Source organism: Ruminococcus sp. D54t1_190329_F1 (genome assembly GCF_015551645.1).
In the GTDB taxonomy this organism is placed as follows: domain Bacteria; phylum Bacillota; class Clostridia; order Lachnospirales; family Lachnospiraceae; genus Blautia_A; species Blautia_A faecis.
The window spans coordinates 18,898-45,310 of record NZ_JADNDC010000034.1 but is presented as its reverse complement, the minus strand read 5'-3'; the positions used below and the strand labels follow the sequence as shown (position 1 = coordinate 45,310).

At 38.6% G+C, this 26,413-nt stretch carries 20 protein-coding genes; 1 reads left to right on the top strand and 19 read right to left on the bottom strand.

The window, feature by feature from the left end:
- Positions 1–419: 419 nt before the first annotated feature.
- From I2D69_RS15020 to I2D69_RS14935, 17 genes are all read right to left on the bottom strand, one after another.
- Positions 420–1,166 (bottom strand): hypothetical protein, encoded by a 747-nt coding sequence (locus tag I2D69_RS15020; RefSeq protein ID WP_227199099.1) that lies wholly within the window; start codon positions 1,164–1,166, stop codon positions 420–422.
- A 259-nt stretch (positions 1,167–1,425) separates the two neighbouring features.
- The gene (locus I2D69_RS15010; RefSeq protein WP_195380164.1) at positions 1,426–2,928 is read right to left on the bottom strand and encodes a hypothetical protein; all 1,503 of its coding nucleotides are present in this window, start codon (positions 2,926–2,928) and stop codon (positions 1,426–1,428) included.
- A complete protein-coding gene (locus tag I2D69_RS15005) occupies positions 2,915–4,081 on the bottom strand; it encodes an O-antigen ligase family protein (RefSeq protein WP_195380163.1) in 1,167 nt (388 codons plus the stop codon). The genes I2D69_RS15010 and I2D69_RS15005 overlap by 14 nt, the downstream gene beginning before the upstream one ends.
- Positions 4,068–5,054 (bottom strand): glycosyltransferase family 10, encoded by a 987-nt coding sequence (locus tag I2D69_RS15000; RefSeq protein ID WP_195380162.1) that lies wholly within the window; start codon positions 5,052–5,054, stop codon positions 4,068–4,070. The genes I2D69_RS15005 and I2D69_RS15000 overlap by 14 nt, the downstream gene beginning before the upstream one ends.
- Entirely contained in the window at positions 5,030–6,034 is a 1,005-nt protein-coding gene (locus I2D69_RS14995; protein ID WP_195380161.1) for a glycosyltransferase family 2 protein, read from the bottom strand. Before I2D69_RS14995 ends, I2D69_RS15000 begins: the two co-directional genes overlap by 25 nt.
- 29 nt (positions 6,035–6,063) lie before the next feature.
- Positions 6,064–7,317, bottom strand: a complete 1,254-nt coding sequence (locus I2D69_RS14990; RefSeq protein WP_195380160.1) for a glycosyltransferase family 4 protein — start codon at positions 7,315–7,317, stop codon at positions 6,064–6,066.
- Positions 7,318–7,363: 46 nt separating this feature from the next.
- The gene (locus tag I2D69_RS14985; RefSeq protein WP_195380159.1) at positions 7,364–8,461 is read right to left on the bottom strand and encodes a glycosyltransferase family 4 protein; all 1,098 of its coding nucleotides are present in this window, start codon (positions 8,459–8,461) and stop codon (positions 7,364–7,366) included.
- Positions 8,462–8,689: 228 nt separating this feature from the next.
- Positions 8,690–9,271, bottom strand: a complete 582-nt coding sequence (locus I2D69_RS14980; protein ID WP_207741821.1) for a glycosyltransferase family 2 protein — start codon at positions 9,269–9,271, stop codon at positions 8,690–8,692.
- An 11-nt stretch (positions 9,272–9,282) separates the two neighbouring features.
- On the bottom strand, positions 9,283–10,464 hold the full coding sequence (locus tag I2D69_RS14975) for a glycosyltransferase family 4 protein (RefSeq protein WP_195380157.1): 1,182 nt from the start codon (positions 10,462–10,464) through the stop codon (positions 9,283–9,285).
- Positions 10,465–10,474: 10 nt separating this feature from the next.
- Positions 10,475–11,242, bottom strand: coding sequence for a WecB/TagA/CpsF family glycosyltransferase (locus I2D69_RS14970; protein ID WP_227199095.1), 768 nt, complete (start codon positions 11,240–11,242; stop codon positions 10,475–10,477).
- Between the two features lie 193 nt (positions 11,243–11,435).
- On the bottom strand, positions 11,436–14,504 hold the full coding sequence (locus I2D69_RS14965) for an L-fucokinase (protein ID WP_195380156.1): 3,069 nt from the start codon (positions 14,502–14,504) through the stop codon (positions 11,436–11,438).
- A 67-nt stretch (positions 14,505–14,571) separates the two neighbouring features.
- Positions 14,572–16,023, bottom strand: a complete 1,452-nt coding sequence (locus tag I2D69_RS14960) for a sugar transferase (protein WP_195380155.1) — start codon at positions 16,021–16,023, stop codon at positions 14,572–14,574.
- 397 nt (positions 16,024–16,420) lie between these two features.
- Positions 16,421–18,121: an AarF/UbiB family protein gene (locus I2D69_RS14955; RefSeq protein ID WP_227199093.1), complete on the bottom strand. Its 1,701-nt coding sequence runs from the start codon at positions 18,119–18,121 to the stop codon at positions 16,421–16,423.
- Between the two features lie 156 nt (positions 18,122–18,277).
- Positions 18,278–18,667, bottom strand: coding sequence for a hypothetical protein (locus I2D69_RS14950; RefSeq protein WP_148463236.1), 390 nt, complete (start codon positions 18,665–18,667; stop codon positions 18,278–18,280).
- A gap of 77 nt (positions 18,668–18,744) precedes the next feature.
- Complete coding sequence (locus tag I2D69_RS14945; RefSeq protein ID WP_148463237.1) at positions 18,745–19,125, bottom strand: diacylglycerol kinase family protein; 381 nt, start codon at positions 19,123–19,125, stop codon at positions 18,745–18,747.
- A gap of 154 nt (positions 19,126–19,279) precedes the next feature.
- Positions 19,280–19,822: a Uma2 family endonuclease gene (locus I2D69_RS14940; protein ID WP_195380154.1), complete on the bottom strand. Its 543-nt coding sequence runs from the start codon at positions 19,820–19,822 to the stop codon at positions 19,280–19,282.
- A gap of 108 nt (positions 19,823–19,930) precedes the next feature.
- A complete protein-coding gene (locus tag I2D69_RS14935) occupies positions 19,931–21,511 on the bottom strand; it encodes an ASKHA domain-containing protein (RefSeq protein WP_195380153.1) in 1,581 nt (526 codons plus the stop codon).
- A gap of 447 nt (positions 21,512–21,958) precedes the next feature.
- Between I2D69_RS14935 and I2D69_RS14930 the strand changes: the two genes are divergently transcribed.
- Positions 21,959–22,360, top strand: a complete 402-nt coding sequence (locus I2D69_RS14930; protein WP_195380152.1) for a helix-turn-helix domain-containing protein — start codon at positions 21,959–21,961, stop codon at positions 22,358–22,360.
- A gap of 221 nt (positions 22,361–22,581) precedes the next feature.
- Here the strand turns inward: I2D69_RS14930 and leuS are convergent, their stop codons facing one another.
- Both leuS and I2D69_RS14920 read right to left on the bottom strand, forming a co-directional pair.
- Entirely contained in the window at positions 22,582–24,984 is a 2,403-nt protein-coding gene (leuS, locus tag I2D69_RS14925) for a leucine--tRNA ligase (RefSeq protein WP_195380151.1), read from the bottom strand.
- 236 nt (positions 24,985–25,220) lie between these two features.
- Positions 25,221–26,405 (bottom strand): S41 family peptidase, encoded by a 1,185-nt coding sequence (locus I2D69_RS14920; RefSeq protein ID WP_195380150.1) that lies wholly within the window; start codon positions 26,403–26,405, stop codon positions 25,221–25,223.
- Between the last annotated feature and the right edge of the window lie 8 nt (positions 26,406–26,413).

Sequence of the window (26,413 nt, the reverse complement as noted above, 5' to 3'; positions counted from 1 at the left end):
AGTTCTGCAAAATGCACACTGATTCCCTTGTGTCCGCAAAATACATCCTGAACTTACTGAAGTCGTATAACCGCATATATCTTCCAATTTTCCCTTGGAGCGGTTTATGAACGCAGCGCTTTCTATGCACTTCTTAAAACGTGCGTCCTTCCACGCGTAACGGAGACCTCCATCCTCCAAAATATCATATCCCACTATATCCACTGCACCAATTCCTCCATAAATATATTCTAATAGTTTTCTTCTACATAATTGGTTCTTGGAAATTTTAATTGTCTTATTTATAATTTTTCTTTTTTATAAAACTGATGGGATTTCATATATTATTTTATAACTTATCTATTTATATCATCAGTATATCACTTCAACTTATCTGACGCAATAATGCAATATAAACAAATTCAGTTCTACTTTTCATTTTACAGATCAGCAAATAAATCTGTTTTATATATTTCCTTTTCAAACATGTTCTTAAAGCTGTCCTTCACAGCCTCAACATCTTCCTTATAAGTCATCCCATACCAACTATCATTGGTTCTCAGAACTTTCACACTGATCTTCCCCTGCTCCAGCAGTTCCCCAATAAAAGACGGAATCAGAAACTCTGCCTTCATAGGATTCCCTGGCACTTCCTTCTCAAAGAATTCCTCAAATCCCTTTTCCAGAGTCTCCACAAAATCTGGTGTCAATCCCCACATATTCATGGAAACCAAAGACTCTGTATCTACCTTTACTCCGTCTGCTTCCGCACCATCCGCAGTTTTCATAATATTATGAGTTTCCACAACCTCAGTAAAATTGTTTTCCTCATCCATTTTGCAGATTCCGCAGGTCACACCACCATTATCAGAAAGGGGGTTCTTCAGAACAAAACCAGCCATACAAGAAGTTCCGCCATTCACCAGATATTCGTGAACCTTTTTGAAACCTTCTTTGCCATAATAGTCATCTGCATTAATGACAACAAATGGTGTATCCTTTATGGGGTCTGACCCCAATGCTTTTTTTCGGATCAGGGCTGTCAGTTCACAAGCAATGAGTACATGAACTTTCTCAAAGAGAACCAGATCCGTCAAAGCATGGATGGTAAAAGCCGCTGGGCTGATAATATCATGATTGAACGATGGTTCCGGAGTTTCAAGTACGAGGAAGCCTATCTGACCCAATACAACAATATCCGAGAAGCAAGGAAGGCTATTGGAAAATATGTGCATACATACAACTTTGAACGTTGTCATTCCGCACTCAATAATCAGACACCAGCATCCTGCTATTATCCAATCCTGTTACTGGATGATTGCGCAGCCTAGGGGGGAATTTTCTCCCCTACCCAGTTACATATATCAGTTCATTATAAAAAGCTTATTTTTTTGTCTTGACAACTGAACCACTATAATAGCATTGGAGTCTGACCTTAAAATGATACTATAAATACGTCTTTAAAATATCTAATCTTTTTTTCCATATAATGCAGAACAATATAGCGCTTATACACACACAGCATATTCCTCTACTAATAAAACCTATAACATTATTCAACGGAATCATATATGTAGCTCTAAAAGTAATTATTGCAACAATTAATATAATCAATGAATCTTTAAATTGGTTCACATAAAATTCCCGTTCTTTCTCTTGAAAATAGTCATCAAATAACACTTTTGTTTCCCATGGATATTCTATAAATGTAAAAGCTATAACTGTAGAAATTACAACTCCATTAATTCCTATTTTTTGTATTAAAATAATATTCAAACAAGCATTCACAATCCCACTAATCAACGGTTTAAATTTATCTGCCTCCCACATGCCTGTTGCATCTTTAAAAGTTACAACAATTCTTCTTGACATATTAATATAAAAATATACTACTAGTAAAATCACTGTATTAAATTCAAATAAATTTCCATCACCGGTCCACAATTTCATAAATGGCTGATATAAACATATCAAACATGTAGATAAAAAACCTATTATTAAATTATTTACATATGTTAATTTTTTGAATTTCTCATAATTCTGATGTGTCGACTCCAATGCAATGCTATTTCCTAGTCCCGCTAATATAGATGTGTAAAATATATTCATTATATTTACAAGACTTAATATTATATAATAATAATTATTATATATTGCGACTAAATTAAGTCCTAAAAAAGCGGAAATTATTATATTATCTAAAGAATTACTAATAGTACCACCTATTTTATGTAGGAAAAGAGCTTTAACCTTTCTCTTTATTTCATCAAGATAACTTTCATTCAGTTTTTCTATAGCATTTATATTACATACCGGGAACATTTTTGAAGCAATCCAATATTTTAGTATATTTCCAATTATCGTTGTTATAGGAAGCATCAATAAATACAAATAGAAATCTTTTGCTATATATAAAATAATAAGTTGACTACCATTTAATAATATCGTAACAACAATTGAAATTTTACTTAAAATATCCTCTCTTTGATAAGCACTGATTACAGATGTCTTATACGCAAAAAACAAATAACTACAAATAACATTAAATAGCTGAATAAAAAATACAATCTGTACATTTATCCCCTCTGGTGTTTCACCTGTTACCAAACGGTCCAAGAACAGTGAAAATACTATTCCCATCACGAACACACAAAATCCAATTATCCTATATATTTTTTTATATAATTGAAGTAATGCTGCAACTGTTTTTTCATCATTTTCTGCTATCGGCTTGTACATAGAATAGACTATTGCAGATCCAACTCCCAACTCTGCCAAATTTAAAATTCCTAATATCGATGAAAACAAACTGTTTAGTCCCAAATAAGAGTTTCCTAATATATATAATACTGCAGTTCTATTTATAAAGGGAAATAATATATTTACTCCCCTAAATATAATTCCAAATACCATATTTCTTTTTGTATTTTCTATTCTATTTAGCCTCATGAAATGCATCTCCTATTTTTGAAATATCATATCCTATTATCATTAAAATAAATAATGCTACTGGTTGCTGATATGAATTTATTATTAATGAGATCATTAGCGTCAATAATAATGCAGCCACAATTCTATTCCACTTATTTATTCCATTTTCAAACATTTTTTTCCATGCAATAAAATAAATTACTAAAAATATAAGTAGCCCTATTCCTCCCATTGTATATGTAATTTGTAACAAGAAATTATGACAATGTGCAAAATGAAAATACGAACCGTCCGTAAGCATAAACTTCTTTTGTAAGATTTCCGATGTTTCATAGCCATATCCCATTATCGGTTTTTGCATTACCCAATATAATACTCTATTCCATATTTTTTCTCTTCCAGTTAAGTCTATTGACTTGTGTAAAATATTCACAATAAAGAAGGAAAATATTTTTTGTATTTTAAATATAACTATACCTACATTAAGTACTAATACCGCTATATTAGAGCTTATTAATAATTTTTTTGATTTTCCTATAATATTATAGAAAAGAATAAAAATTATCATACATAATATTCCAGAAATAGATTTCAGTATTAATAAAGAAGTTCCACTAACAAAAGTACATACCAATAAAATTTCTTTCTTATTTTTACAACATTGCTGATACATAAATGTAAATATTATATAGAGAATCAACCAATATAACAATGTATCATCGTGGCCTAGGAAATATGTATCCAAAGCTGTAATTCCACCCGGATATAAAATAACTGATATAGAATTTATAACTAACAAGACTGAATATACATCAAAAGCAATTTGGTAAAACTTTCTTTTGGAATCCGAAAATGCAAATGTACAAAACATCAGAGAAAAACCTATAACTGTTATTCCATCAATGAATGCTCTAAATACTTGACCACCATTAATAGCAGTATTAAGGACATAACTCAAATAAAAGAAAACTATATATTTTATATATTTGCAATATTTTCTCGTTTTTCTTTTTGCCATTAACGTTGTTATACAATAAACTACAGATACAATCTTTCCAATGTTAAAAATTATATCTAATGTTCCTGTTATTACCACCGGTTCCAAATAAGGAAATAGACACAAAAAGATAATTATTCTTTCCTTTCCCATATTTCTTTTATTTATTATCATTTTTTTTACCTAAAGTCAGCACTTTTTTCCCTTTTTTAACTAACTGTTCAAATTTAAAAAGTTTTATATATTTATCATCTATTTTCTTTCCCCAAAACACTCGATTTCTCCGAAATGCTTTTTCTTTTTCTTGTATAAATATATTTTCAATAAATTTATCGAAATTATCTTTCATTTTTATGGAAAACATTTTGTCATTGTATATCGGTTGTTCTAACATTGATAAATATTCTGTTTTATCACTATCTAATTTCTTTACTTTCTCTAATAAATGATCCAAAGAATCAAATTCGTGACAATTAATAAATGCCTTTGAATTGAAGTCCTCACATACAGTGGAATCTCCATAGTATATAGGAATTGTTTTAGCCGCAAATGCTTGAAGTATTTTTTCTGTAACATAGCCTGGGTGCGAGCTATTCTCACATGCAATTGAGAATTTATGATTATTCTCAAAAAGTAATTTATCTTCAACTTGCCCATTCAATAAATTATTCTTTAATTTTCCACCAGAATCAACCCTCTTATACGTTGAAAGTTTTTCTAATAAATTAATTCTCATTGAGTCCGTATCATTATTTGAATATACAAAACTACAAAACTCTCTATCGAATAGTTTTTGGGTAATATTTTTATTTTTTTCTTCCGCTAATTTCAAATCTTTTGCGTATTCATACATTCCATAATAAAATGGAAATCTAATATATCGATCTCCAAATAATAAACGTTCAAATCCTATTGCATAATCACACATTTGAAAATCTGGAGCAATATTTTCTCCTGTAAAAAACACTCGAACAGCATTTGGATATAACAAATATTCATTAGAAAAAACTGAATAAAACACATAATCTGGATTTTCCGACAATTCAATATTTCCAAACCTTTTTATTGAATCACTTATAAAATTATTTTTTTCATCAAATGATGAATAAAAACCTAAATATTTTATTTTAAATGTTTTTGTCTCCATCTGTTCTCCCTCAATACATACACGTAATGTAAAAGTCTCATAAATGGAAAATATATATTCCAATAATGTTTAATATTAAAACGATTATATATATTTTGTGTCATATATATAAACTCTTTTAAATTAACATTTTTCATTTCATCTTTGCTCATAAAAACAATATATTTAATTGTTTGTCTCCAAATTTCATCTATATGCTTTTTTACTTCTTTTTCTTTAATTAACCCTTCCTTTTTCTCAGACCATTTAACCATCTCATTAAATGTACAAGCAAATCCCACTGTTCTTTCAAGAAATCGCTTGCCTTTAGTTATGGATCCATATCGCATCCTATAATGATAATATTGATTGCTAATTGCTGCACACTTTTTTACGCTATGTATTAATTGAAATGTATATAAATGATCTTCGTGTAATATTCCTTCATAAAAAGATAACTGATTTTCAACAATTACACTTTTCTTAACAAACTGAAATGGAACTCCTGTAAAATAAGAATCGTTTTTTCTCAAAATATTATATAATTCTTTTCCTGATTTACACTTATAATCCATTGTATTTCCACATATCTCTGAATTTACAACTATATTTTCACTCACATCATAGAAATCTTTTACTCCGCCAAATACAATCAATTCTAATTGTTCTTTTTCTGCCATATGATATAAATTATCTATCGCGTCTATTTCTAATGTATCATCACTATCCATAAATAAGATATATTTCCCTTTTGCATATTTTAAGCCTACATTCCTACTTGCACTAAGCCCGGAATTATTCCTTCTAATATATTTGAATCGAAAATCTTCTTCTGCTATTTTAATTGCAATTTCCGATGATTCATCAGTTGAACCATCATCAATCATTATAACTTCAAATACTGGAAATGTTTGTTTTTTTAAACTTTGTAAAGACTCATACAAGTATTTCTCTACATTATAAATTGGCACAATAATAGAAACACTACATGCATTATCCATATCCTATTCCCTTCACATAATCTACATGTTTAATTTTTATTTCTTATTTTCTTCACTTTATACTTAAAGTAATTCCACGTCTCTTGTATTGAAATACCTCTTTCTATTTTAAAAAGTTCTTTGACTTTTCTATTTAAGAATCGCAACCACTTAAAATTATCTTTATAATTATCATATGAAAAAAGATCTACCATTTCTTCTAATTCTATTTTTTCTTTTAAAAGAGAATACCATTGCGGAATAATTATATCTGGTGTAAATTGACTATCAACAAATTTTTTTGCCTGTCTAGATAACTTTTCGTTCACTTCATTGTCACAAAGCAACCTTATGATTGCTTTTTCACACGCCTTTACTCCTTTTATTCTATATCCTGTTTTTTTATCATCCACTGTATCAATAAGCCCATATCCATTATATGTTACTACAGGAATTCCATGTGCTTGAAATTCGACGGCTGACAAACAAAATGTTTCTGTTTTTCCTGTAGGATTAGATACGCCAACTCTAATTGAATTATAAAATTCTTCTTTTTCATTTCCCATTGTTCCCATATATTTAACTGACGACATCAAGTTTCCATCAGAATCCTTTAAGAAACAATTACAATAATCTTGGTAAGCTGATAAATCTTTTTCATTCCCATATAAGCCTCCGCCAAGTACATATAATTCCGCATCTGGAACTGCCTTTAAAATATTTTTCCAGGCTTTAGCCAAAATATGAAATCCTTTTTGTTTAATCAGAGCTCCTGAATAAACAACTTTCTTTGTATCAGCATTTGTTCTCATTTTATAAGAAGAAGGAATACAATTATTAATAATCAAACTTTTCTTTATAATATTTGAATCACAATAATAATCATATAATTGCTGTCCTACAAATATCACTTTTTTTATCTGTGATAATTCTGTAATAAATTTATATTCTTCATATAAAAGATAGTTATGAACCCACGCAATAGCATTTATATCTTTTTCTTTGATTCTACAATAAAAATTCTTATTAACGTCTGTTTGAGTAAATATTAATATTTCATGTTTTCTTTCTATTAAATCTATCATTTCATATATTGACTTTACATAAACTAAATCAATTATCTCAGAAATAATTCTTTGATTATCTGTATATAAAGTTATATCCAAATTAGGATATCTCAATTTTAACAATGTTGATACAATACCTATTTCATATTGAGTCCCTCCAAGCCCCGGATTTCCAAATTGACACTCATCTAAATTTATTTTTCTTTCATTACTCTTAATCCAAAATGCTATTTTCATCTTCTTTATCCTATTACCATTTTCAATTTCACAATTTTGACAAATATTAATTATCTTTCAGCGTATATTCTATAGCATCCACATATCCCTTGCTTACACTCTCAAATGAAAATTTGTCAAAAATCTTTTTATCTGCTCTGTACTTTTCTGGATTTCTTAAAATGCTTTCTATTGTTTTTCCAAACTCTTCTGCATTATAAGGATCAATGATTGAACCATTTACATTCTCAGTAATAATATCGTATGCTCCATCCGCATACTTCGAGGTTACAATAGGGGTGCCTGTACACGCTGCTTCCAGTAGCACCAACCCGAAGCAATCCTCACGGGTTGGCAAAACAAATACGCTTGCATATTGATACTCTTCGAGCAAATCTTTTCCCTGTTTAAAGCCACAAAACTCGACTTTACCTAACAGATTTGCATTTTTAATTCTAGTTTTTAATTCTTCAATTTCTTTATCTGTTCCATTTCCAACAATACGCAATTGAAAGTCCTCATCCACATATCTTAAAGCCGATACTAATAGGTCTAATCCTTTTCTTTCAATCATACTTCCGACATATAATAATCGTCCCTGTTCTGGAACATGCCCTATCGTACGTATTTTATTTACATCAACCGTTAACAAACTAACAAAAATTTTATTGGTACTGAGTCCCCATTTCAAAAGTTTTTCTTTAGCCTTTGTACTACTTGCAATTGATGCATTGCATTTTCCTATAATTATTTTTCTAGTAATGCGTTGTATAAAATTAATATTTCTTTCAGAATATAATGTGCCATCTGTTAAACTAATATACTTTTTCCTATGCCATTTACACCAAAACAAACATTTAACAGCAATCGGATTATACTCCCATGCAATTACAATATCAGGATTTATTTCTAATAAATCTTTTCCAATTCCTTTAGGGATATAAATATGTTTCGTATCATATTTTCTCTTTATCGAAATCACTTTTGTTTTAGCAAAAGTTGTATTCAATAATTTTGCAGTATCAACATTCCAGCACCTATTATCAGCTTCCCGCGCACAATAGATGACATAAAATTCATACTGTTTGATATGTGTCTGCAAATAATAAAATAAATCCACTCTATATGGTGACGGTATATTTGTAACCAATAAAACCTTTTTCATTCTTTTTTCCTCTAATACTTATATATGCTGTCCCGTTTAAGCAAGCAATAGAACGCTTTCCATATTCTTAATCTCACTAAAACAATTTTTATACAATTTTGGATATACATTTTTATTTTATACATTATAGCCCTGAAATGACTTAAACCATATTTCTCTGCAATGGATACATTTTCCTTAATTGTCTGAAATGGATGACTACATGATGTTCCTCCATATGTAAAGCAACTAACAACTGTATTGACAAATTGAAACTTTGCCCCCCCCCCCCCGATAAAATCTTGCGAACAAATCATAATCCATACATATTTTATATTTCTCTGAATATCCTCCATATTGATCATAAGCTTTTTTTCTTACTAATGAACTTTGGTGTATAAATGGGAGTGAATATTCAAGACCTTCTGCTGAACCAGCGTATTTTATTAATTTCAATTCGTTTTCTTGATCATCTACAATAGTATTTCCATATAATACATCTGTACACTCATGGCACGCCAAAGTCAAATTTGCCAGCGCATGAGGAAACAAATAATCATCGGCATTAATCAGCCCAATTAAATCTCCTGTTGCCATTTTTATTCCTTTATTAAATGCATCAGAAATACCGTTGTCTTTTTCAGAAATCCAATGTATTTTTTTATTCTCGTAGCTTTTAATAATATCTACTGTATGATCCTTACTGCCCCCATCAACAATAATATATTCTAGATTTTCATAGTCCTGACTCAATACACTCTCTATCGTTTTTGCAATTGTTTTTTCTGCGTTATAGCAAATTGTAATCATGCTAACTTTTAGTCGTTCCACCATCAATCTCCTTAATTACTTATATTGACATATATGTCATTTAAAATCTTGTAATTTGCATTTTCGCTATACTTCATTTCATATAATTCTTTTATTTTTTCCCTATCTAATGGCTTTTCTCTCATTTTTTCAACCGCTAATATTATGCTCTCTATGGATTTACACTCAAATTTATACCCTGTAATTCCCTCTTCTACAATACTTCCCGCATTTCCAAAATCAGAACAAATAACAGGTGTTCCAACCGCAAATGCTTCCACAATACTCATCGGAAAACCTTCGTACCACTGTGTTGCCATTATAAGAGCCTTGCTGTTTGTAATCGTCTTTCGAGCTTCCTCATTAGATACAAGCCCTTGTAATTCAATATTCACGGAGTTTTTTCTAACAAACGTTTTGCACCAATCTTCCATTGGTCCTGTACCGCAAACGATTAATTTTGGAGCCTCCTCCCCCATCACTTTCCACGCTTCAAAAAGAAGATCAATTCCTTTCAACTTATCTAATCTCCCTGCAAAAACAAATTGATCTTTTCTCTCTTTCTCTGGAACACACTCATTTTCACTTTCATCAAAATTAGGTTTTACAAATACTCTCTCTTGTTTTATTTGTTTTAATTCCAATAATTTCTTCTTATTAAAATCAGTCAAACAAATATAATTGATTTTTCCGTAAATGCCAGTTATCCGATGAAACATCGTACTAATCACACACGCAACTGTCTGAATTTTACTTTCTCGATAGCAACTATGTTTTATTGCACATCTCAAACCATGTTCTACGCAATCCTCACAGATATGTCCATCTCTATAAAAAGTTGCACCAGGACAGAGCAAGCGAAAATTATGTATTGTCTGAACTACCGGAACTTTCATATGTCTTGCAGCATAATAAACTGCTGGACTTACTAGATTAAGCGTATTATGAACATGAACAATTTCTATACTCTCTTGCCTTATCAAATTCTTGATTTCTTTGTATGTTTTTGGATTGAATACAGTTGTAATCGGTAAAAAAACTTTCTGAAGTTTTGACATCTGCTTTAATTCCACATTACTGCGACTATATAAACTCACCTTATGTCCATGCTTCTCAAGCATTTTCTTTTCATTGGCTACAACCGTATCTTCTCCTCCAGAAATCTGGTAATAATTATGTACAATCAAAATATTCTTTTTATTTTCATTGTTCACAGTCATTACCTCACTTTCCCCTTATCACTGCATTCCAAATAAATTTCGTATTAGTGCTCCAATATCTTTTAAATAGCCTCTTTGGATCCTGTACTAAGCGATATAACCATTCTAGATTGTGTTCTTGCATCCATATTGGAGCACGCTTAATATTTCCCGCATAATAATCAAACCCCGCTCCGACACCAAGCATCAATCCATCAATTTCCCCCTGATGTGCTGCCATCCACTTCTCCTGTTTTGGTGCCCCAAGCCCAACCCAGACAAAATCCGGTTTAGTTTCATTAATTCTCTCTATAACAGCTCTATCTTCATCTTTCGTCAACGCTCTAAACGGTGGACTGTACATTCCAGCAATTTGAATTCCTGGATAATTACTTATGAGTTTTTGATATAATAGTTCTAATGTTTCTTTTTTGCTTCCATAAAAATAATGACGATATCCTTTCTTTGCAGAAATTTCAAAAATCTCTCCCATTAAACTTGGACCTGTTGTGCGTTCCATATTCTTATGACCTCTTTTTTTACCAACAGTAGAAAGAGGACCCCCATCTGGAATTGCCATTAACCCACCATTTTGAATTGCACAATAAACTGCATCCTCATAGCTAATTACGGTTGTATGTACATTTGAGACACATATGTAGTCTCCTTTTAATTCTGAGATATTTTTTTCGAGATAGCGCACCAACCATTCCATATTAATTGCCGCAATATCAACCCCCATAATATTGCAAGTTGGAATAAGTCTTTTATCAACCTTTCTCTTATACTCCATTTCTCGCACCTGTTCCTCTTTTCTACTTATATAGCGAGATTCACATCAAACCATTCATGCTATATAAAACAATATGTTTATCGTCTTCTACTAATCTCACACTATAATTATCATTTTTTACACGAATTATCTTCCACAGCCATACTTCGTTCCACTTTTTAGACCACTATTAAAACTTTTATGTAGACGTTTTCTACCACACAAACTCCGCATCCCAGACATCCACTCCGGAATCCTGATAAACATCCAATAATCTAGCTCTAAGCATGTCCTTACTAACACCCTTTTTCAAAATTACCTGCAAGAATCCACCCCCACCAGCACCAGAAATGAATTTTCCATCAATCAAATCCTCACAGCTTGCAAAAATCTGATCAATACAGGTATTGGTTGATCCAGTATCCAGTTTCTTAGACACTTCCCAATGTTCATTCAGCAATCTGGCAAAGGCATCTACATCTCCCTGTTCCAATTCATACCGCATCATAACAGCTAGGTACTTCATCTCTTCCAAGGCTTCTTTTGATTCTTTCTTTCCGCCGATATAGTTTCCAACTACATCGCGAAGCAGGTTTCTTGCCAGGCGGCGCTGGCCGGTGTAAATAAGTGCAAATCTTTCCTGAAGCTCTGCTTTTGTATCTTCATCTAAATCCAGATATTCTACTTTCAGTTTCTGCTTCATTCCAGGTCTTGAGGTAATATATTTGATACCACCTGTAAGTCCTCCAACCTGATCCTGCCAACCGCCACCGGTACTCATGATCTGTTCCAGATTCAGTACCAGTTCATATATATCGGAATCGCTCCAGGTTGTTCCTAAAAATTTTCCAAGAGCACGAACACAGGCTCCTGAAAGGATGCTGCTGGTTCCAAGCCCGGAACCTTTTGGAACTCCTTTTACACGAGTGGACATGTAAAAACCACCGCCCATCTCATCCAGGATTTTTTCCAGATCAGCTTCACCTTCCATAGGGATAATTCCACACGCAATCAATGCTGCTTTATGAAGTGCAAAGGAATCGTAAGGATTATGACAATCCTGAATTTCTGCTGCAGTTGTCACAACACCATGTGCATCCAGATCGAGACTTGCAAATTCAATATGGTTTTCCGGCAGCTTTCTTAATTCCACTTCGATTGGTTCCTGTCCATTCAGCAAAATTGCAGCATTTAATACAACACCGCCTTTTTCATTACAATATGGCGGAGTATCCGTCCAGCCGCCGCCCCAGTTCACACGAACCGGAAGATTTACTTTTACCTGATTTTCTGCAATCTTATATTTCTTTACCTGATTTACATTACTTGCTTTAAATATTTCCTGCTGGATTGTGGCAAAGCATTTCTGCTCTACCTGATCGTAGCTGATTCCGTGAAAATTCTTTTTCATAAACTTCATAGAACGGGAAATACTGTATAAAACACGGATTTTCTCTTCAAATGGCAATTCTTTTTCTGCCATTTCCATAAGCATGTCAAACTGTTTTTCATCCAATTCTGTAATGCCAAATGTTTTCAGGGAATCTACATAATGTTCTCCAGCACGTAACCGATTGAGGAAACGCTCTATAAGGATTCGGTTTTCCAGATTTTCTTCCCATGGAACCAATACAGAAGCATCTGCTATCTGGAAAGATTCTTCCAGAGAATAACGTTTCAGAGACTTCCATTCTGCAACCTTCACTTCGTCTGCTTTTTCAGAACTCATTCTATGAAGAAGCAATGCCCAGGAAACAGCTTTTTCCTGGCTATCTGTAACCGGATAAAGCTTCGCCTTCCACAAAGAGTGATCTTCACTTTCCCATATATCTTCTGTCTTTAAATTATTTAAATTTATAAAGCTCTGTAAATCTCCGTCAAGGAAGCTGCCTCTTTCTTCCAGTGTTTTCTTCGGATTATCTTTAATTCCATATCCTCTTACGATATATCTCTTTTCGCCATTCTCTCTTTTTAACGCAACTCCATGCAGCACCATGGATGGAACCGTTACATCTTTAAGCTCCAGCTGTGAAATCACACAGTCTTTCTCTAAAACGGTATTTCCTCTCAGCCAGCTGTTTTCCACATAACATTTATCAGCTAGTTGCACTGTTCCCTCAATAAGAGCATTATGTACTGCTGCCTGTATTTTTTTCTCAGATTTATAATTGGTAAACACCATTGGCTTCCAATCTAAATATTCATAATCTGCAATCTCATCTGTTAAAAGAGCCAGAAGCTCCCTGGTTGTTCCAAAATGAATAAATTCAGCAGGAGAAAGGCAAATCAGCTTCATTCCGAATGAATGCAATGCTTCCCATATTCTGGTACGACATTCAGTTAGTTCTTCACAGAAAGTTCCTTCTGGCTGCTCTTTGTAGTACTGCTCCAGTGTAGAATCTTCAGCTAATGGATAAAGAAAATCTCCATATAAACTGATTCGTGATTTTTCATTGACAAAACGGGCGTATTTTTCTGCATCGATTTTGCCATCTGTCTGAACCAGTGATAATAGAGCATTCATCAGGTTTACATCAAACAAAACTGCGCCTGTATCCAGGTCTACATTTCCATGGGTATTTACAGCCCCTAATTTTTCCAGGGTTTCAATGGATTGTTTATGAAGGAATTTTTTTACATAGTCTTTTCCATTATTCAGGAATACGCCATGATCTTTTCCCACATCTACCGGGGATTTCATGGAGATTGCTGCGGCACCATGAAACTGTGCATCAATCTGTAATGGATTAAACAAAAGAAGGACATCACCGGAAAGTACCAGCATTCCTTCACGAAAGCGCGATGGTACCCCTGCCATGCCTATAAGAAACTCATCAAATAAAGTTGACGCTCTTCCATCAGGAAGTTCACGTGGTACAGGCGAAAAAAGCTTTCCACATACAGAATATTGCGGAACACGTTTACTATCGCCGCCAGAATGAATTACAAGAATTCGCTTATTGTGGAAATCTCCTGCAATATCTTCCTGCTCTGCCAGCTTTCGCAGCACCTGCAAAGTAGCACCGCCAGATCCAACTCTTTTTCCATCTGGATCTGGTAATACGAGATACTTTGTTTTACATGGAAGCACATTTTTATTTTGTCGATATGTAATCTGGCTGCGGAAAGCATTGGCCTGTTCCTCATTTGATGCAGTCAATACTATATAATCCCATTGTGCAAAGCTTCTTTTTCGAATGGAACGCTGATAATCTTCCCAGGCATCTATATAGCTTTGTCTTAAAAACAGATTTTTCATCTTTTTGTATTGATCAATTATCATAACTTTCTATCAATTATCTGATAACCAGATTTCCTTTCCATTATTCTGTATACGAAGCAATATAAAATCACATAGATCCATCTTTCTTAACCACAACCATAACTGTCTTCAAAAGTATCTTAATATCCAACCCAATATCCCAGTTTTCAATATATTCCTTATCCAACCTCACAACTTCCTCAAAATCCGTAATATCACTTCTACCACTCACCTGCCACATACCGGTGATTCCCGGTTTGATTGCCAGTCTCGCCTTATGTCTCGGTTCATACAAATTCGTCTCCGAAATCAACGGCGGTCTCGTCCCCACAATGGACATATCCCCTTTCAGCACATTAAAAAACTGCGGGAACTCATCCAGGCTCGTCCTTCTGATGAAATCTCCCACCCCGGTCTTATGTGACCCATCCGGCAGCACCTTATTTCCAATTACTCTGGGGTCGAAGTCCATCTTGAACATTTTGCCATCGCCCAGTTTGTTCTCTTTCATAAGCTCGGCTTTCCGCGCTTCCGCATCCATGTACATGCTGCGGAATTTGTACATTTTGAATTTCTTTCCGTTCTTTCCCACACGTTCCTGGGAGAAGAAAATCGGACCTGGGGATGCCAGATAGATGGCGGGGCCAACGAAAATAGTAATGATTCCTGTGAAAATACAGCCAACCAGTCCGCCGCAGATGTCCATCAGGCGCTTCAGGAAAAGCTGTCCGAAGGATGCATAGTTCAGACTGGTGGTCAGAACTGTGTAGCTTCCAACCTTTTCCACAAACTGTCTTTTGCCAGTCTGGTTGGTGATTTTTGCAAGGTTCAGATGAACGGTTACACCGGTTTCGGTGAGCTTGTCGATAAGCCCGTCCGGATATGGCAGATTTTCGGAGATGACGATCAGCACCTCGTCAATCCACTCCTGACAGACATACATAGGCACGTCACTTTCGCCTGCCACAACAGGGACACCACAGATTTTCTCACCGGTACAGTCCTCATCGATCACAACCACTCCGGCAAGGGAATATCTGGCATAATTGTTCTCCTGCATGCTGTGCACTACGTTCTCTGCTACCGCTTTGGAGGTGATGATCAGCAGCTTCTTGTCGCCGCCGTTTTCCATTTTTTTATGTAAGGAATTTTTCCAGATTTCTCTTATGGCATAGGTGAGGATCAGGTAGATCACAATTGTGGTGATCAGGATCATTCTGGAAAAGCTCTGGCCTTCCTGGATTATGAACAGATAAGCGATTGCAAGAGCACCTACTGCCACAGCATTTTTCAAGGTGGTGACAAATTCCTTATAGTGACCTCTTTTCAGAACGCTTTTCATGGTACCGGAGGTGAAGATCACCACCAGGTCGGCAAATCCAAGGAATATTGCCATATTTCGATACAATATATCTCCATACACATTGAATCCGTACCCGCGGAATGCATATGCCAAAATAAATGCCAGCTGCAGACAGATCATATCCAGAACAATAAAATCCCCATGTTTTAACCAGCCCTCTGAGTCCTTCCGATACATATTTTGCTTTTCCCTCCCAAGTACTTTTCTTCCGTTCAGCTTAGGTAAATACAGCTGACAGAAGCCCTCCATTCTCTAAAATGCAATGGCAAAATCTATTTTATCTTATATTTATAACTTATCTAAATTTATATTTTCCCGCCAACGCTTCCCGGTTATGATTTTTCTCAAGCATCTTTGGGTCACATCTCTCTTTGGATCTGTAACCACCGTTCATGCGTCAGCGGTATTATTTATTCCTTTTTTTCCAATTTCGACAAATTTCACCATTCCAGTCTTCTTAATAAAATACCACCCTGCCCTATTAGTGTCAACCCCCCCAGGTTTCTTTCTGGCCTTTCCGGCAAAGTTTGGTAATTTTATCCACTTAACCCGATTTTCCCACTTGTTTTTTCCACTACTTTTTCATAAAGTGTTTGATAAACAGGTACATGAGAATCACCAGTGCCCCAAAGTACCCCAGCACTCCAAAAGCCGGAATTCCCATTATCTTCGGTGTCATGTCTGTGGTGCAGATAATACTGGAGCTGATCAGAAGTGCCATGACCCAAAGACCAAGCACGATGTTCCGGATCAGGCGGCGCATCAGCCACGCCAGGTCATCGGAGGCGTGAAGGTCCAGATTGATCTTGGTCTGGCCCTTCATGCAGCCCTGCAGGAAATCTGCTGCCAGCGCAGGGATATCCACGGCGCGGAGCATGGAGCGATACAGCTTTTTCCCGGTGCCCTTCATCTGCTTCTTCCAGTTTCCCTCCTCCAGAAGGTTTCCCTTCAAGCGGGCTGCTGCAATCTGCACCATATTGATCTCCGGGCTGATATCTGCCAGTACCCCTTCCATATGAGTCAGCCCTCTTGCAAGCATGGTAAGGCCATGGGGCATGACAATCTTGTTCTCCTTCATTACGTCCATCAGATCTGTAAGGATTTCTACGATATCGATTTCGCCAAAATCTGCAGTGCCGTATTTCGCCATAAGGTCGCGGATGTCTGTGTAAAGACGGCTCTGATTGGGTTTCCCCTTGAATTCTCCAAGTGCCAGCACTGCATCCTGAATTTTTCCAATGTCATTCAGTGCCACCCCTTCGATAGCCTGCCCGATCAGCTCCCGGTCACGATCATTCAGCCGTCCCATCATTCCCATGTCGATCCACACGATCTTGCCTCCCTGGATCATCACATTTCCAGGATGGGGATCTGCGTGGAAAAAGCCGTCGTCCATAACCTGCTTGATAAAATTATCTACAAATTTGCTGCCGATCTCATCAAGGTCATAGCCGCCTGCGAGAAGCTCTTCCTTATGGTCGATGGGAATACCATCAATGTATTCCATAACAAGGACGCTGGCTGTGGTATATTCTCTGTAAAGAATGGGCGTTTTTACAAATGCCACATTTTTATTTTTCCTGGAAAATTCTTCCATGTTGGCTGCTTCCGTCAGGAAATTCATCTCTTCCTGGGTGACACGCCACAGCTCTTCCAGCACAAGATTCAGATCTACCGCTTCCTTGATGCTTACAGGGGGAAGGAGCTTCACCGCCTTTTTCATCAGTCCGATATCCCGGGCCATGATTTCGTAGATGCCCTTTCGCTGAACCTTTATCACAACTTCTTCGCCGGTTTTCAGGACGGCGCGGTGTACCTGGGCGATAGAGGCTGAGCCAAGGGGCTTCTCCTGGATTTCCTGAAATTCTTCCTGCCAGGGACAGCCAAATGCTTCCCGGAGGACTTCTTCAACTTCTGCAAATGGCATGGGGTCTACATCAGAGCAAAGCTTCATCAGCTCGTCGCAGTAACGCTTGGGCAAAATGTCGGAGCGCATGGACATGATCTGTCCCAGCTTGATGAAGGTGGGGCCGAGATCTGTGAGAATGAGGCGGAGCTTCTCCGGGGAGACGCCTCGGGTGATGGCATGCTTGTGGAGAACGGCTGTAATTTCTTTTAGCCTTTCTTTATACGTGCCGGTGTCTTTACCGTTTGACTTCTTACCAGCTGTGCTGTTTTTCTCATTTTTATCCTGTTGGATTTCCACTTCCAGATTCTTTCTTTGTGCCTGGTCTGCTTCTGACTTCATCGTACTGTCATTCTTTGTCACACCCATGTCTGTTCCCCTTACTGAAAAGGCAGGATTCGGGTACTCTTTCTCCTCATCCTGCCTTCATAAATTTCTTTATTTTGTTCTGCAATGCCGTTCAGGATTTCCTGCTGCACTTCTTAAACAAGGCAATACTATTTCTTTTTCGGAAAATGTTATTGCTTATTCCTGAGGGTCGTCCTCGTATTCTTCTTTGGCTTCCTCCACTTCTTCTGCCTCTTCCTCTTCTTCGGCAGTCTCCTCTGCGTCTACGTCTTTCGCCTGCATCTTGCTGATCTGCTCTTTCAGGGCGGCCAGCTGATCCGGAGTCATTTTGCCAAGGACTTCCTTCAGCTCGTCCGGGTTGGACGGCTTCAGGGTTACGTTTACGTTCTTCTTCACGCTCTCTTTGATATTGTGCTTCAGTTCCTGATTGAGGACCTTGCCCTGTTCTACAGTGAGCTCACCTTTCTTTACCAGTTCATCCAGAACTTCTTTGGATTTCTCTGCGGTCACTGCTGCAGTGCCGATTCCTGCAAGTAATATTTTTTTGATGCCTTCTCCAAGTTCCATAGTGTGTGCTCCTTTCTTATTTACAGCTGTATCTGCCAACTCCCTGTGGGATTTTCGTTTTCAGCAGATCGGACTTCTCATAAAAGTCCAAGAAATACCAGCCCTTTAGGTACGAAAATGATCAGTCCGGCGATGGCGGCCATGATGGCGGCGATCAGGACGGCGCCTGCTGCGGTGTCCTTGGCGATCTTCGCCAGGGGCTTGTACTCGCTGGTCACCAAATCCACCACGGATTCTACGGCGGTGTTCACCAGCTCCAGTGCCATCACCAGTCCGAAAAGGCCAAGACAGATGCACCATTCCACTGGGGAAAGCTTCAGGATGATGCCTGCGATCACTACCAGGACTGCCATGATACAGTGGATCTTCATGTTCCGTTCCTTGCGGATACAGGTGAAAATTCCTTCAAATGCGTATCCGAAACTTTTCGTAATTGGTGGTTTCTTGGGTGCTGTCATTTCGTACACTTCCTGTCTGTTGGTTTGGGAGTAGTATAGCATATTTTGTGAGAAATTACTATAAATTTAGATAATTTTTACATTTTTCTCATTATTGCTGTACGAATTGCAAAAAGGGCAAGCTGCAAAACAGACCTGCCCTTACATACATTTTCTAAATATCCAGTTTACTAAAATCAATCACCAGGTTCTCATAAATTCCTGCTTTTACCGAATCCTGCAGTGTATATTGTTCCGTATCTTCTTTTTCAAAATTATATACAAATATCTGATTCTTAGCCGCATCTATGATCCAGTATTCTCTTACACCTGCTGTTCTGTATTTAAAAAGCTTCGTATAATAGTCCGTTCGTTTACTTGCAGGAGAAACAATCTCAATAATCCAGTCTGGTGCACCATTGCATCCTTGATCATCCAGTTTATCCGGGTCACAAATTACTGAAATGTCTGGCTCTACATAAGTACCAGTCGTATCATCCAGATATACTGCAAATGGAGCAGCATAGACTTCGCATTTTCCCTTATGGGAACGGATGTACTCAAGAATTCTGGCTGACAGTTCCATGGATATTTTCTGGTGTGTCCTGTTAGGTGGTGCCATATAGTATATATGTCCATCAATAAGCTCCGCTCTCTCCCCTTCCGGAAGAGCATATATATCATCTATTGTATAAACTTTTTCTTCGAGTAATGGCATGTAATCACTCCTTTTCGATGATTTCTATTACTTCTAAGTATATCGAAAGAACTCCTTCAAATCAACCATTTGAAAATGAATTTCCATTGAAATAAATCAAAAAGCAGTTTATAACTTTATATCTTTCTGCCGTTCTTTTAGCTTCTTCATAACCGTAGGATACCGCTTATAATCTGTATGTGGCAATGCTTGGGCTGCTACCATTAGTTCCAGGAAGTCTTCTACCTCAGCGAACTGAATGTAGACCATTTCTTCCAGGATCTGGTCGATGTCAGTGAGAAGGCTCCGGTTCAGAAGCAGCTTCTGGGCTCCTTCCAGTGAGGAATTTCCAGCGTTGATAATATGGTCGCGATCCATGTCAGGATACATGCCGATGGTGATGGCAGACTCTTTGGATACGTGTTTACCAAAGGCTCCTGCCACGTAGAAGCGGTCAGCCTGGTCTAAGTCAAGACCGGATTCACGGAGCATGATCTCCACCATGGTGTGAGCGGCGGATTTGGTGCGGATGAATTCGTCAATGTCTTTCTGGTAGAAGTACAGACCTGGGGCATATTCCACACAGAGCTGGTTGTCTCTCTCCTGGATAAGAGGGCTTTTTTCCGTGGAAAACTTGCCGCGGATGTCGATCCAGCCTTCCAGGAAAAGCTCTGCGATCAGGTCTATGATGCCGGAACCGCAGATTCCCTGAGGTTCTTCACCTGATGAATTATCCTCATGATTACCTGAATTTTTCTCATGGCTTCCTGAGTCTTCCTTATGGCTTCCAATCACATGCACATAAATATTTCCATCTCTTATCTTCACTTCATCCACAGCACCAGCCTCCGCCCGCATTCCGGTACGCACCACGCCTCCCTCCAGCGCTGGTCCTGCTGCGCCTGCGCCGCATAGAAGAAATTCTTTATTTCCAATCACCAGCTCGCCGTTGGTTCCGATATCGAAGAAAACACTGATCTCGTTTTTCTTGTATAATTCAGTGTCAATCATGCCGCTGATAATATCGCCACCAAGGTAGTTTGACTTGGCAGGGTAACAATAAACGTAGCCTTTCAGCGGAATGTCCAGATCGCGCGCCAGCTGGAAGCCGGGGCGATCGGCGTGGACTGCATGTGGAGTGTAGAAAACGCAGAAGGCGTCCATTCCAAGAAGGAAGTGAATCATAGTGGTGTTACCCGCGATTACCATGGAGAGCGCGGAGTGGCTTGCATCCAGCTTATCCATGCATTCACAAATGGATTCCACCGTAGCCCGCCGCACTTCTTCCAGCTTTTCTTTATTATCTTTGCAGTAAAAAATCCTGGACAGAATATCTGTCCCCCACTGGATCTGCTTATTGAAGCTACTGACTTCCTTCAAAATCTCTCCACTGTTGCAGTCCAGAAGTCTCGCCACCACAGTGGTACTTCCCAGATCCACTGCCAGCCCATAATGCTGCGCGGTGGTATCTCCTTCCTCTATCTCCACCATTTCCCAGTTTTCCCCATTCCAGGCAAGGGAAACCGTTATTTTCCACTTTGCGTTGTCCAGCAAAGGGTATAACTGCCGCAAAATGTGGACAGGTATATGAACTCGCTCTTCCACACCTGCTGCCGCCAGACTATCCAGGATCCGCTGCTGGTCTGAGCGGGGATCGTCTTCGGTTGGGAGGGGGAGTTCGAGATATCGTTTTTGGCTGAGTCCATTCATCGTTTTTCAGCTCCTTATTTTTTTTACTCATTTTGAGTGTATTTATATATTTCATTCCTTATTTGGATATTTTTTATTGACGTAATTTGAATTATTCTATATAATAAATATATGTATTTCAAATTTAATATATTTTCCCGAGCAGCTGGGGGACGTGCTCTCACCCATCCGAGTTTTATGGAGGAGGTGATACTTATGTCAACCTATGAAGAATTTATGGTTATTTTAACCGCAGGTATTTTACTTGTTTCTATTCTGGAATTCGCCATACATAAGAAATAGCCGTCCTAACCCTCGGAAAGTTGCGGAACGGCTATCTCAATAGTCAACACCCAATATAACAGGATCAGGTAGAGAGCATCTACCTTCCAGCTGTTCTGGTGAGTATATTATATCTATTCTATATGATTTTGTCAATCAATAATAGAAAATGGAGGGATTTTTATCATGACTTTTGGAAAAAGACTTATGCAGCTGCGTAAAGAACATGGTTATCGCAATCGCGACGCTTTCGCTGCCGAGCTTGGCATTCCTGCCAACACTTTGCGCAATTACGAAATGGACATTCGGGAACCAGGCTTTCCATTTCTTATAAAGATGTCGCAGCTTTTTCATGTCTCTACCGATTACCTGTTAGGATTAACAGAAGAAAGAGCGACTACAGCTGTCGATGTTCAATCCATCTCCGAACAGCAGCTTATCGAGAAATATCGTCTTCTCGACTGCACTGGAAAAGAACTTGTAGATTACACAATTGCCATTGAATTAAAGCGAACCACCTTATTGGAAAATCAAAAAAACCGCATTCTCCATTATGAGCAGGCGTTTAATTTCTTAAAACAGTCATAATCGTTTTATGCATTTTCTATATACTTCTATAGCCAGCAGTGGACTATCTCTGCATTTTCTCTGGCTATAATTTTCCAAGTGTGCCGTCAGTCTTCATATTATCTGACCACTGATCTTCCTTTATAAGATAGTCTTTTATTCTTTTATTTGAAGATAACTGCTGTAATTCAAAAAACTCCCCACCGATCATTCAGTGGAGAGTTTCTCTATTCCAGTAATCTTTATTTCGCAACAAAGTTTACGATCTTATTCGGTACATAAATCTCTTTTACAAGAGTCTTGCCTTCCAAGAAGGAAGCTACTCTCTCGTCCTTCTTCGCCAGCTCAAGAGCTTCCTCTTTCGCACAGCCGTTCGGGATTACGATGGTTCCACGAACCTTACCGTTGACCTGGACACCGATTTCTATGGAGTCCTCTACAGTCTTGCTCTCTTCATATTCCGGCCACTTGGAAAGGGAAAGTAAGCCTTCTCCGCCGATGGTCTCCCAGATTTCCTCGCAAAGATGAGGTGCAAACGGGCAAAGGAGCTTGATGAAGATTACAAGGTCATCCTTGCTGATCTTGCCAACTGCATAAATCTCGTTGATAAGAGTCATCAGGCAGGCAATTGCAGTGTTGAACTTCATAGCCTCGATATCGGAGGATACCTTCTTGATTGCCTTATGGATCTTAACCTCCATATCCTTGGCTGCCGGCTCCTCTGTCATGATATCGGTCAGTCCTGCAACTCTCTCAAGGAAACGCTTGCAGCCTCTTACGGAGCTGTCGTTCCACGGAGCAGCTGCGCCGTAGTCACCCATGAAGAGAACGTAGGTACGAAGTGCATCTGCACCATACTCATTTACAATGTCAAGCGGGTCAACAACGTTGCCCTTGGATTTACTCATCTTGTCGCCGTCTGAACCAAGGATCATACCCTGTGCAGAACGTTTCGCATATGGCTCCGGAGTATTGACAATTCCCATGTCATACAGGAAATGATGCCAGAATCTGGAGTAGATCATATGTCTGGTTACATGCTCCATACCGCCGTTGTACCAGTCAACCGGCATCCAGTATTCCATCTTCTTGCGGTCTGCAAGAGCTTCTGTATTGTGTGGATCCACATAACGAAGGAAATACCAGGAAGATCCAGCCCACTGTGGCATGGTATCAGTCTCTCTCTTGGCATCGCCGCCGCATTTCGGGCATTTGCAGTTTACGAAGGAATCGATCTTTGCAAGTGGAGACTGTCCGTCCTCACCTGGCTGGAAGTCTTTGATCTTCGGCAGACGAAGCGGAAGCTCCTCATATGGAACTGCTACATCACCACATTTCGGACAATGAACGATCGGGATTGGCTCGCCCCAGTATCTCTGACGGTTAAATGCCCAGTCTTTCATCTTATACTGAACGCCAGCTTTACCAATGCCCTTCTTCTCAAGCTCTTCCAGCATGCGCTTGATGGAATCCTTCTTATTTGTATAGCCATTCAGGAAATCGGAGTTGATCATCTCGCCGTCACCTGTGTAGGCTTCTTTCTCAATATCGCCGCCCTTGATAACCTGGATAATGTCGATACCAAATTTCTTGGCGAAATCATAGTCTCTCTGGTCATGTGCCGGTACCGCCATGATCGCGCCGGTACCATATCCCATCATTACATAGTCTGCAATGTAAATCGGGATCTTCTTGCCATTTACAGGGTTTACGCCCTCAAGTCCCTGGATGCATACACCTGTTTTCTCTTTTACAAGCTGGGTTCTCTCGAACTCAGTCTTCTTCGCACACTCTTCACGGTAAGCCTTGATCGCATCCATATTGGTGATGCGGTCAGCATACTTGTCGATCAGCGGATGCTCCGGTGCGATAACCATGAAGGTTACACCGAACAGGGTATCTGGTCTGGTGGTGTAAATCTGCAGGGTCTCATCAATTCCGTCAACTGAGAAGTTTACGAAAGCACCTGTGGATTTACCGATCCAGTTTACCTGCTGCTGCTTGATGTTCGCCGGATAGTCCACATCCTCCAGTCCCTCAAGAAGCTTGTCTGCATACTGGGTGATTCTTAAATACCAGACATCCTTGGACTTCTGGATAACGTCGCTGTGGCAGATATCGCATTTGCCGCCCTGACTGTCCTCATTGGAAAGAACAACCTTACAGGATGGGCAATAGTTAACTAATGTCTTATCACGGAAAACAAGTCCGTTCTCAAACATTTTAAGGAAAATCCACTGGGTCCATTTATAGAAATCTTCCTGTGTGGTATCGATCACACGGCTCCAGTCAAAGGAGAATCCAACACTCTTCAGCTGATTGGTGAATTTCGCAATGTTCTGGTCTGTGATCTCACGAGGATGTGTATTCGTCTTAATCGCATAATTCTCAGTAGGAAGTCCGAATGCATCGAATCCGATGGGAAACAGTACATTGTATCCTTGCATTCTTCTCTTTCTGGAAAGTACCTCGATACTGGAATATGCCTTAATATGTCCGACGTGCATTCCCGCACCACTTGGGTATGGGAACTCTACAAGGCCGTAGAATTTCGGTTTATCACTTCCGTCAACAGCTTTAAATGCCTGCTGCTCTTCCCACTTTTTCTGCCATTTCGGCTCGATTTTCTTAAAATTGTGTTTCATTGATGGTTCCTCCACATTTATTGTGCCTGTCATAACTGTTCAATGCCTTCACAGTTATTGCCTATCATAACTGTTTAATACCTTCACAGCTATTGCCTGTCATAACTGTTTAATACTTCCACAGCTATTGCCTGTCAACAAAATAACCGTCAGATGATCTGCCTGTTTATCGCGCAGATCAGGCGCGTTATTTTGCAAAAATCCTTTTACCATTCTAATCCAACATAGTGGTTTTGTCAACGAGAAACCGCCTCTATTGCGGCCTGAAGCTGATTATCCTCGTCATGGGTATAATCCGTCCGGTTCAAAAGGCTGGCATCCAGTTTTACCTCCACATCCGGTGTGATTCCCACCTTGTGGATATCATTGCCCTTGGGGGTAAAATATTTCGCCGTAGTCAGCTTTACCGCACTTCCATCAGAGAGCTGTCGGATACTCTGAACGATTCCCTTTCCATAAGTGGTGGTTCCCACAATCGTTCCAATCTCATAATCCTTCACAGCTCCGGCAAAAATCTCCGATGCACTGGCGCTGTTCTCATTTACCAGCACTGCCAAAGGAATGTCGATCGGGGTATCGCCGTCACACTTCATCTCCTGTTTTTCCCCATATTTGTCCTCTGTATACACGATCAGTCCTTCGGGCAGAATCTGGCGCAGCACATCGCACACAGAAGAAAGCACACCACCTGGATTGTCACGAAGATCCACGATCAGCTTCTCCATGCCTTTTGCCTGAAGATCTTTGTAAGCATCCTCAAACTGCTGGGGTGTCACCATGGTAAACTCTGTAATTCGCAAATATCCTATAGAATCCTCCAGCATTTCATAAGAAACAGTGGGCAGCTCCACATCGCTCAAAGTCACTGTAATTTCTTCCGGTTCATCTGCCTCCTGGTGGTAGACGGTCAGAATAGAAGTACCGTCCTCCTTTTCCCGTATCATCTTTGAGACCTCAGCAGGCGTCATTTCCGTTACATCCGTTCCGTTCACAGCCGTGATCACATCATTCGCCTTCAGCCCGGCCTCATCTGCCGGACTGCCCTCATAACATTCCACCACCAGAATACCACCCTCCGTATTCTGGGTAATGCTCACACCGATTCCAGAGTAAGAGCCCTCGGTGTCTCTCATCTCCTCCTCGTATTCTTCCTCCGTATAATACCTGGAATACGGATCCCCCAGCCCATAAAGAAGTCCGGTATAAATACCCTCCTTCAGAGAATCCTCATTCACATCTTCCAGATAATTCTGATCTATAATATCTTCCAGATACTTAATCTTCTGCGTAACCGCCACATCCGACAGTACATTACTTCCCGCACGTCCCGCTTTCTGAAGCCCCACATATCCCCCGCCCAGCACCAGGGATGCGCAAAGCACACCAGTTACAGCTCCCTTTATAAATTGTTTATCTGCCATTTATAGTT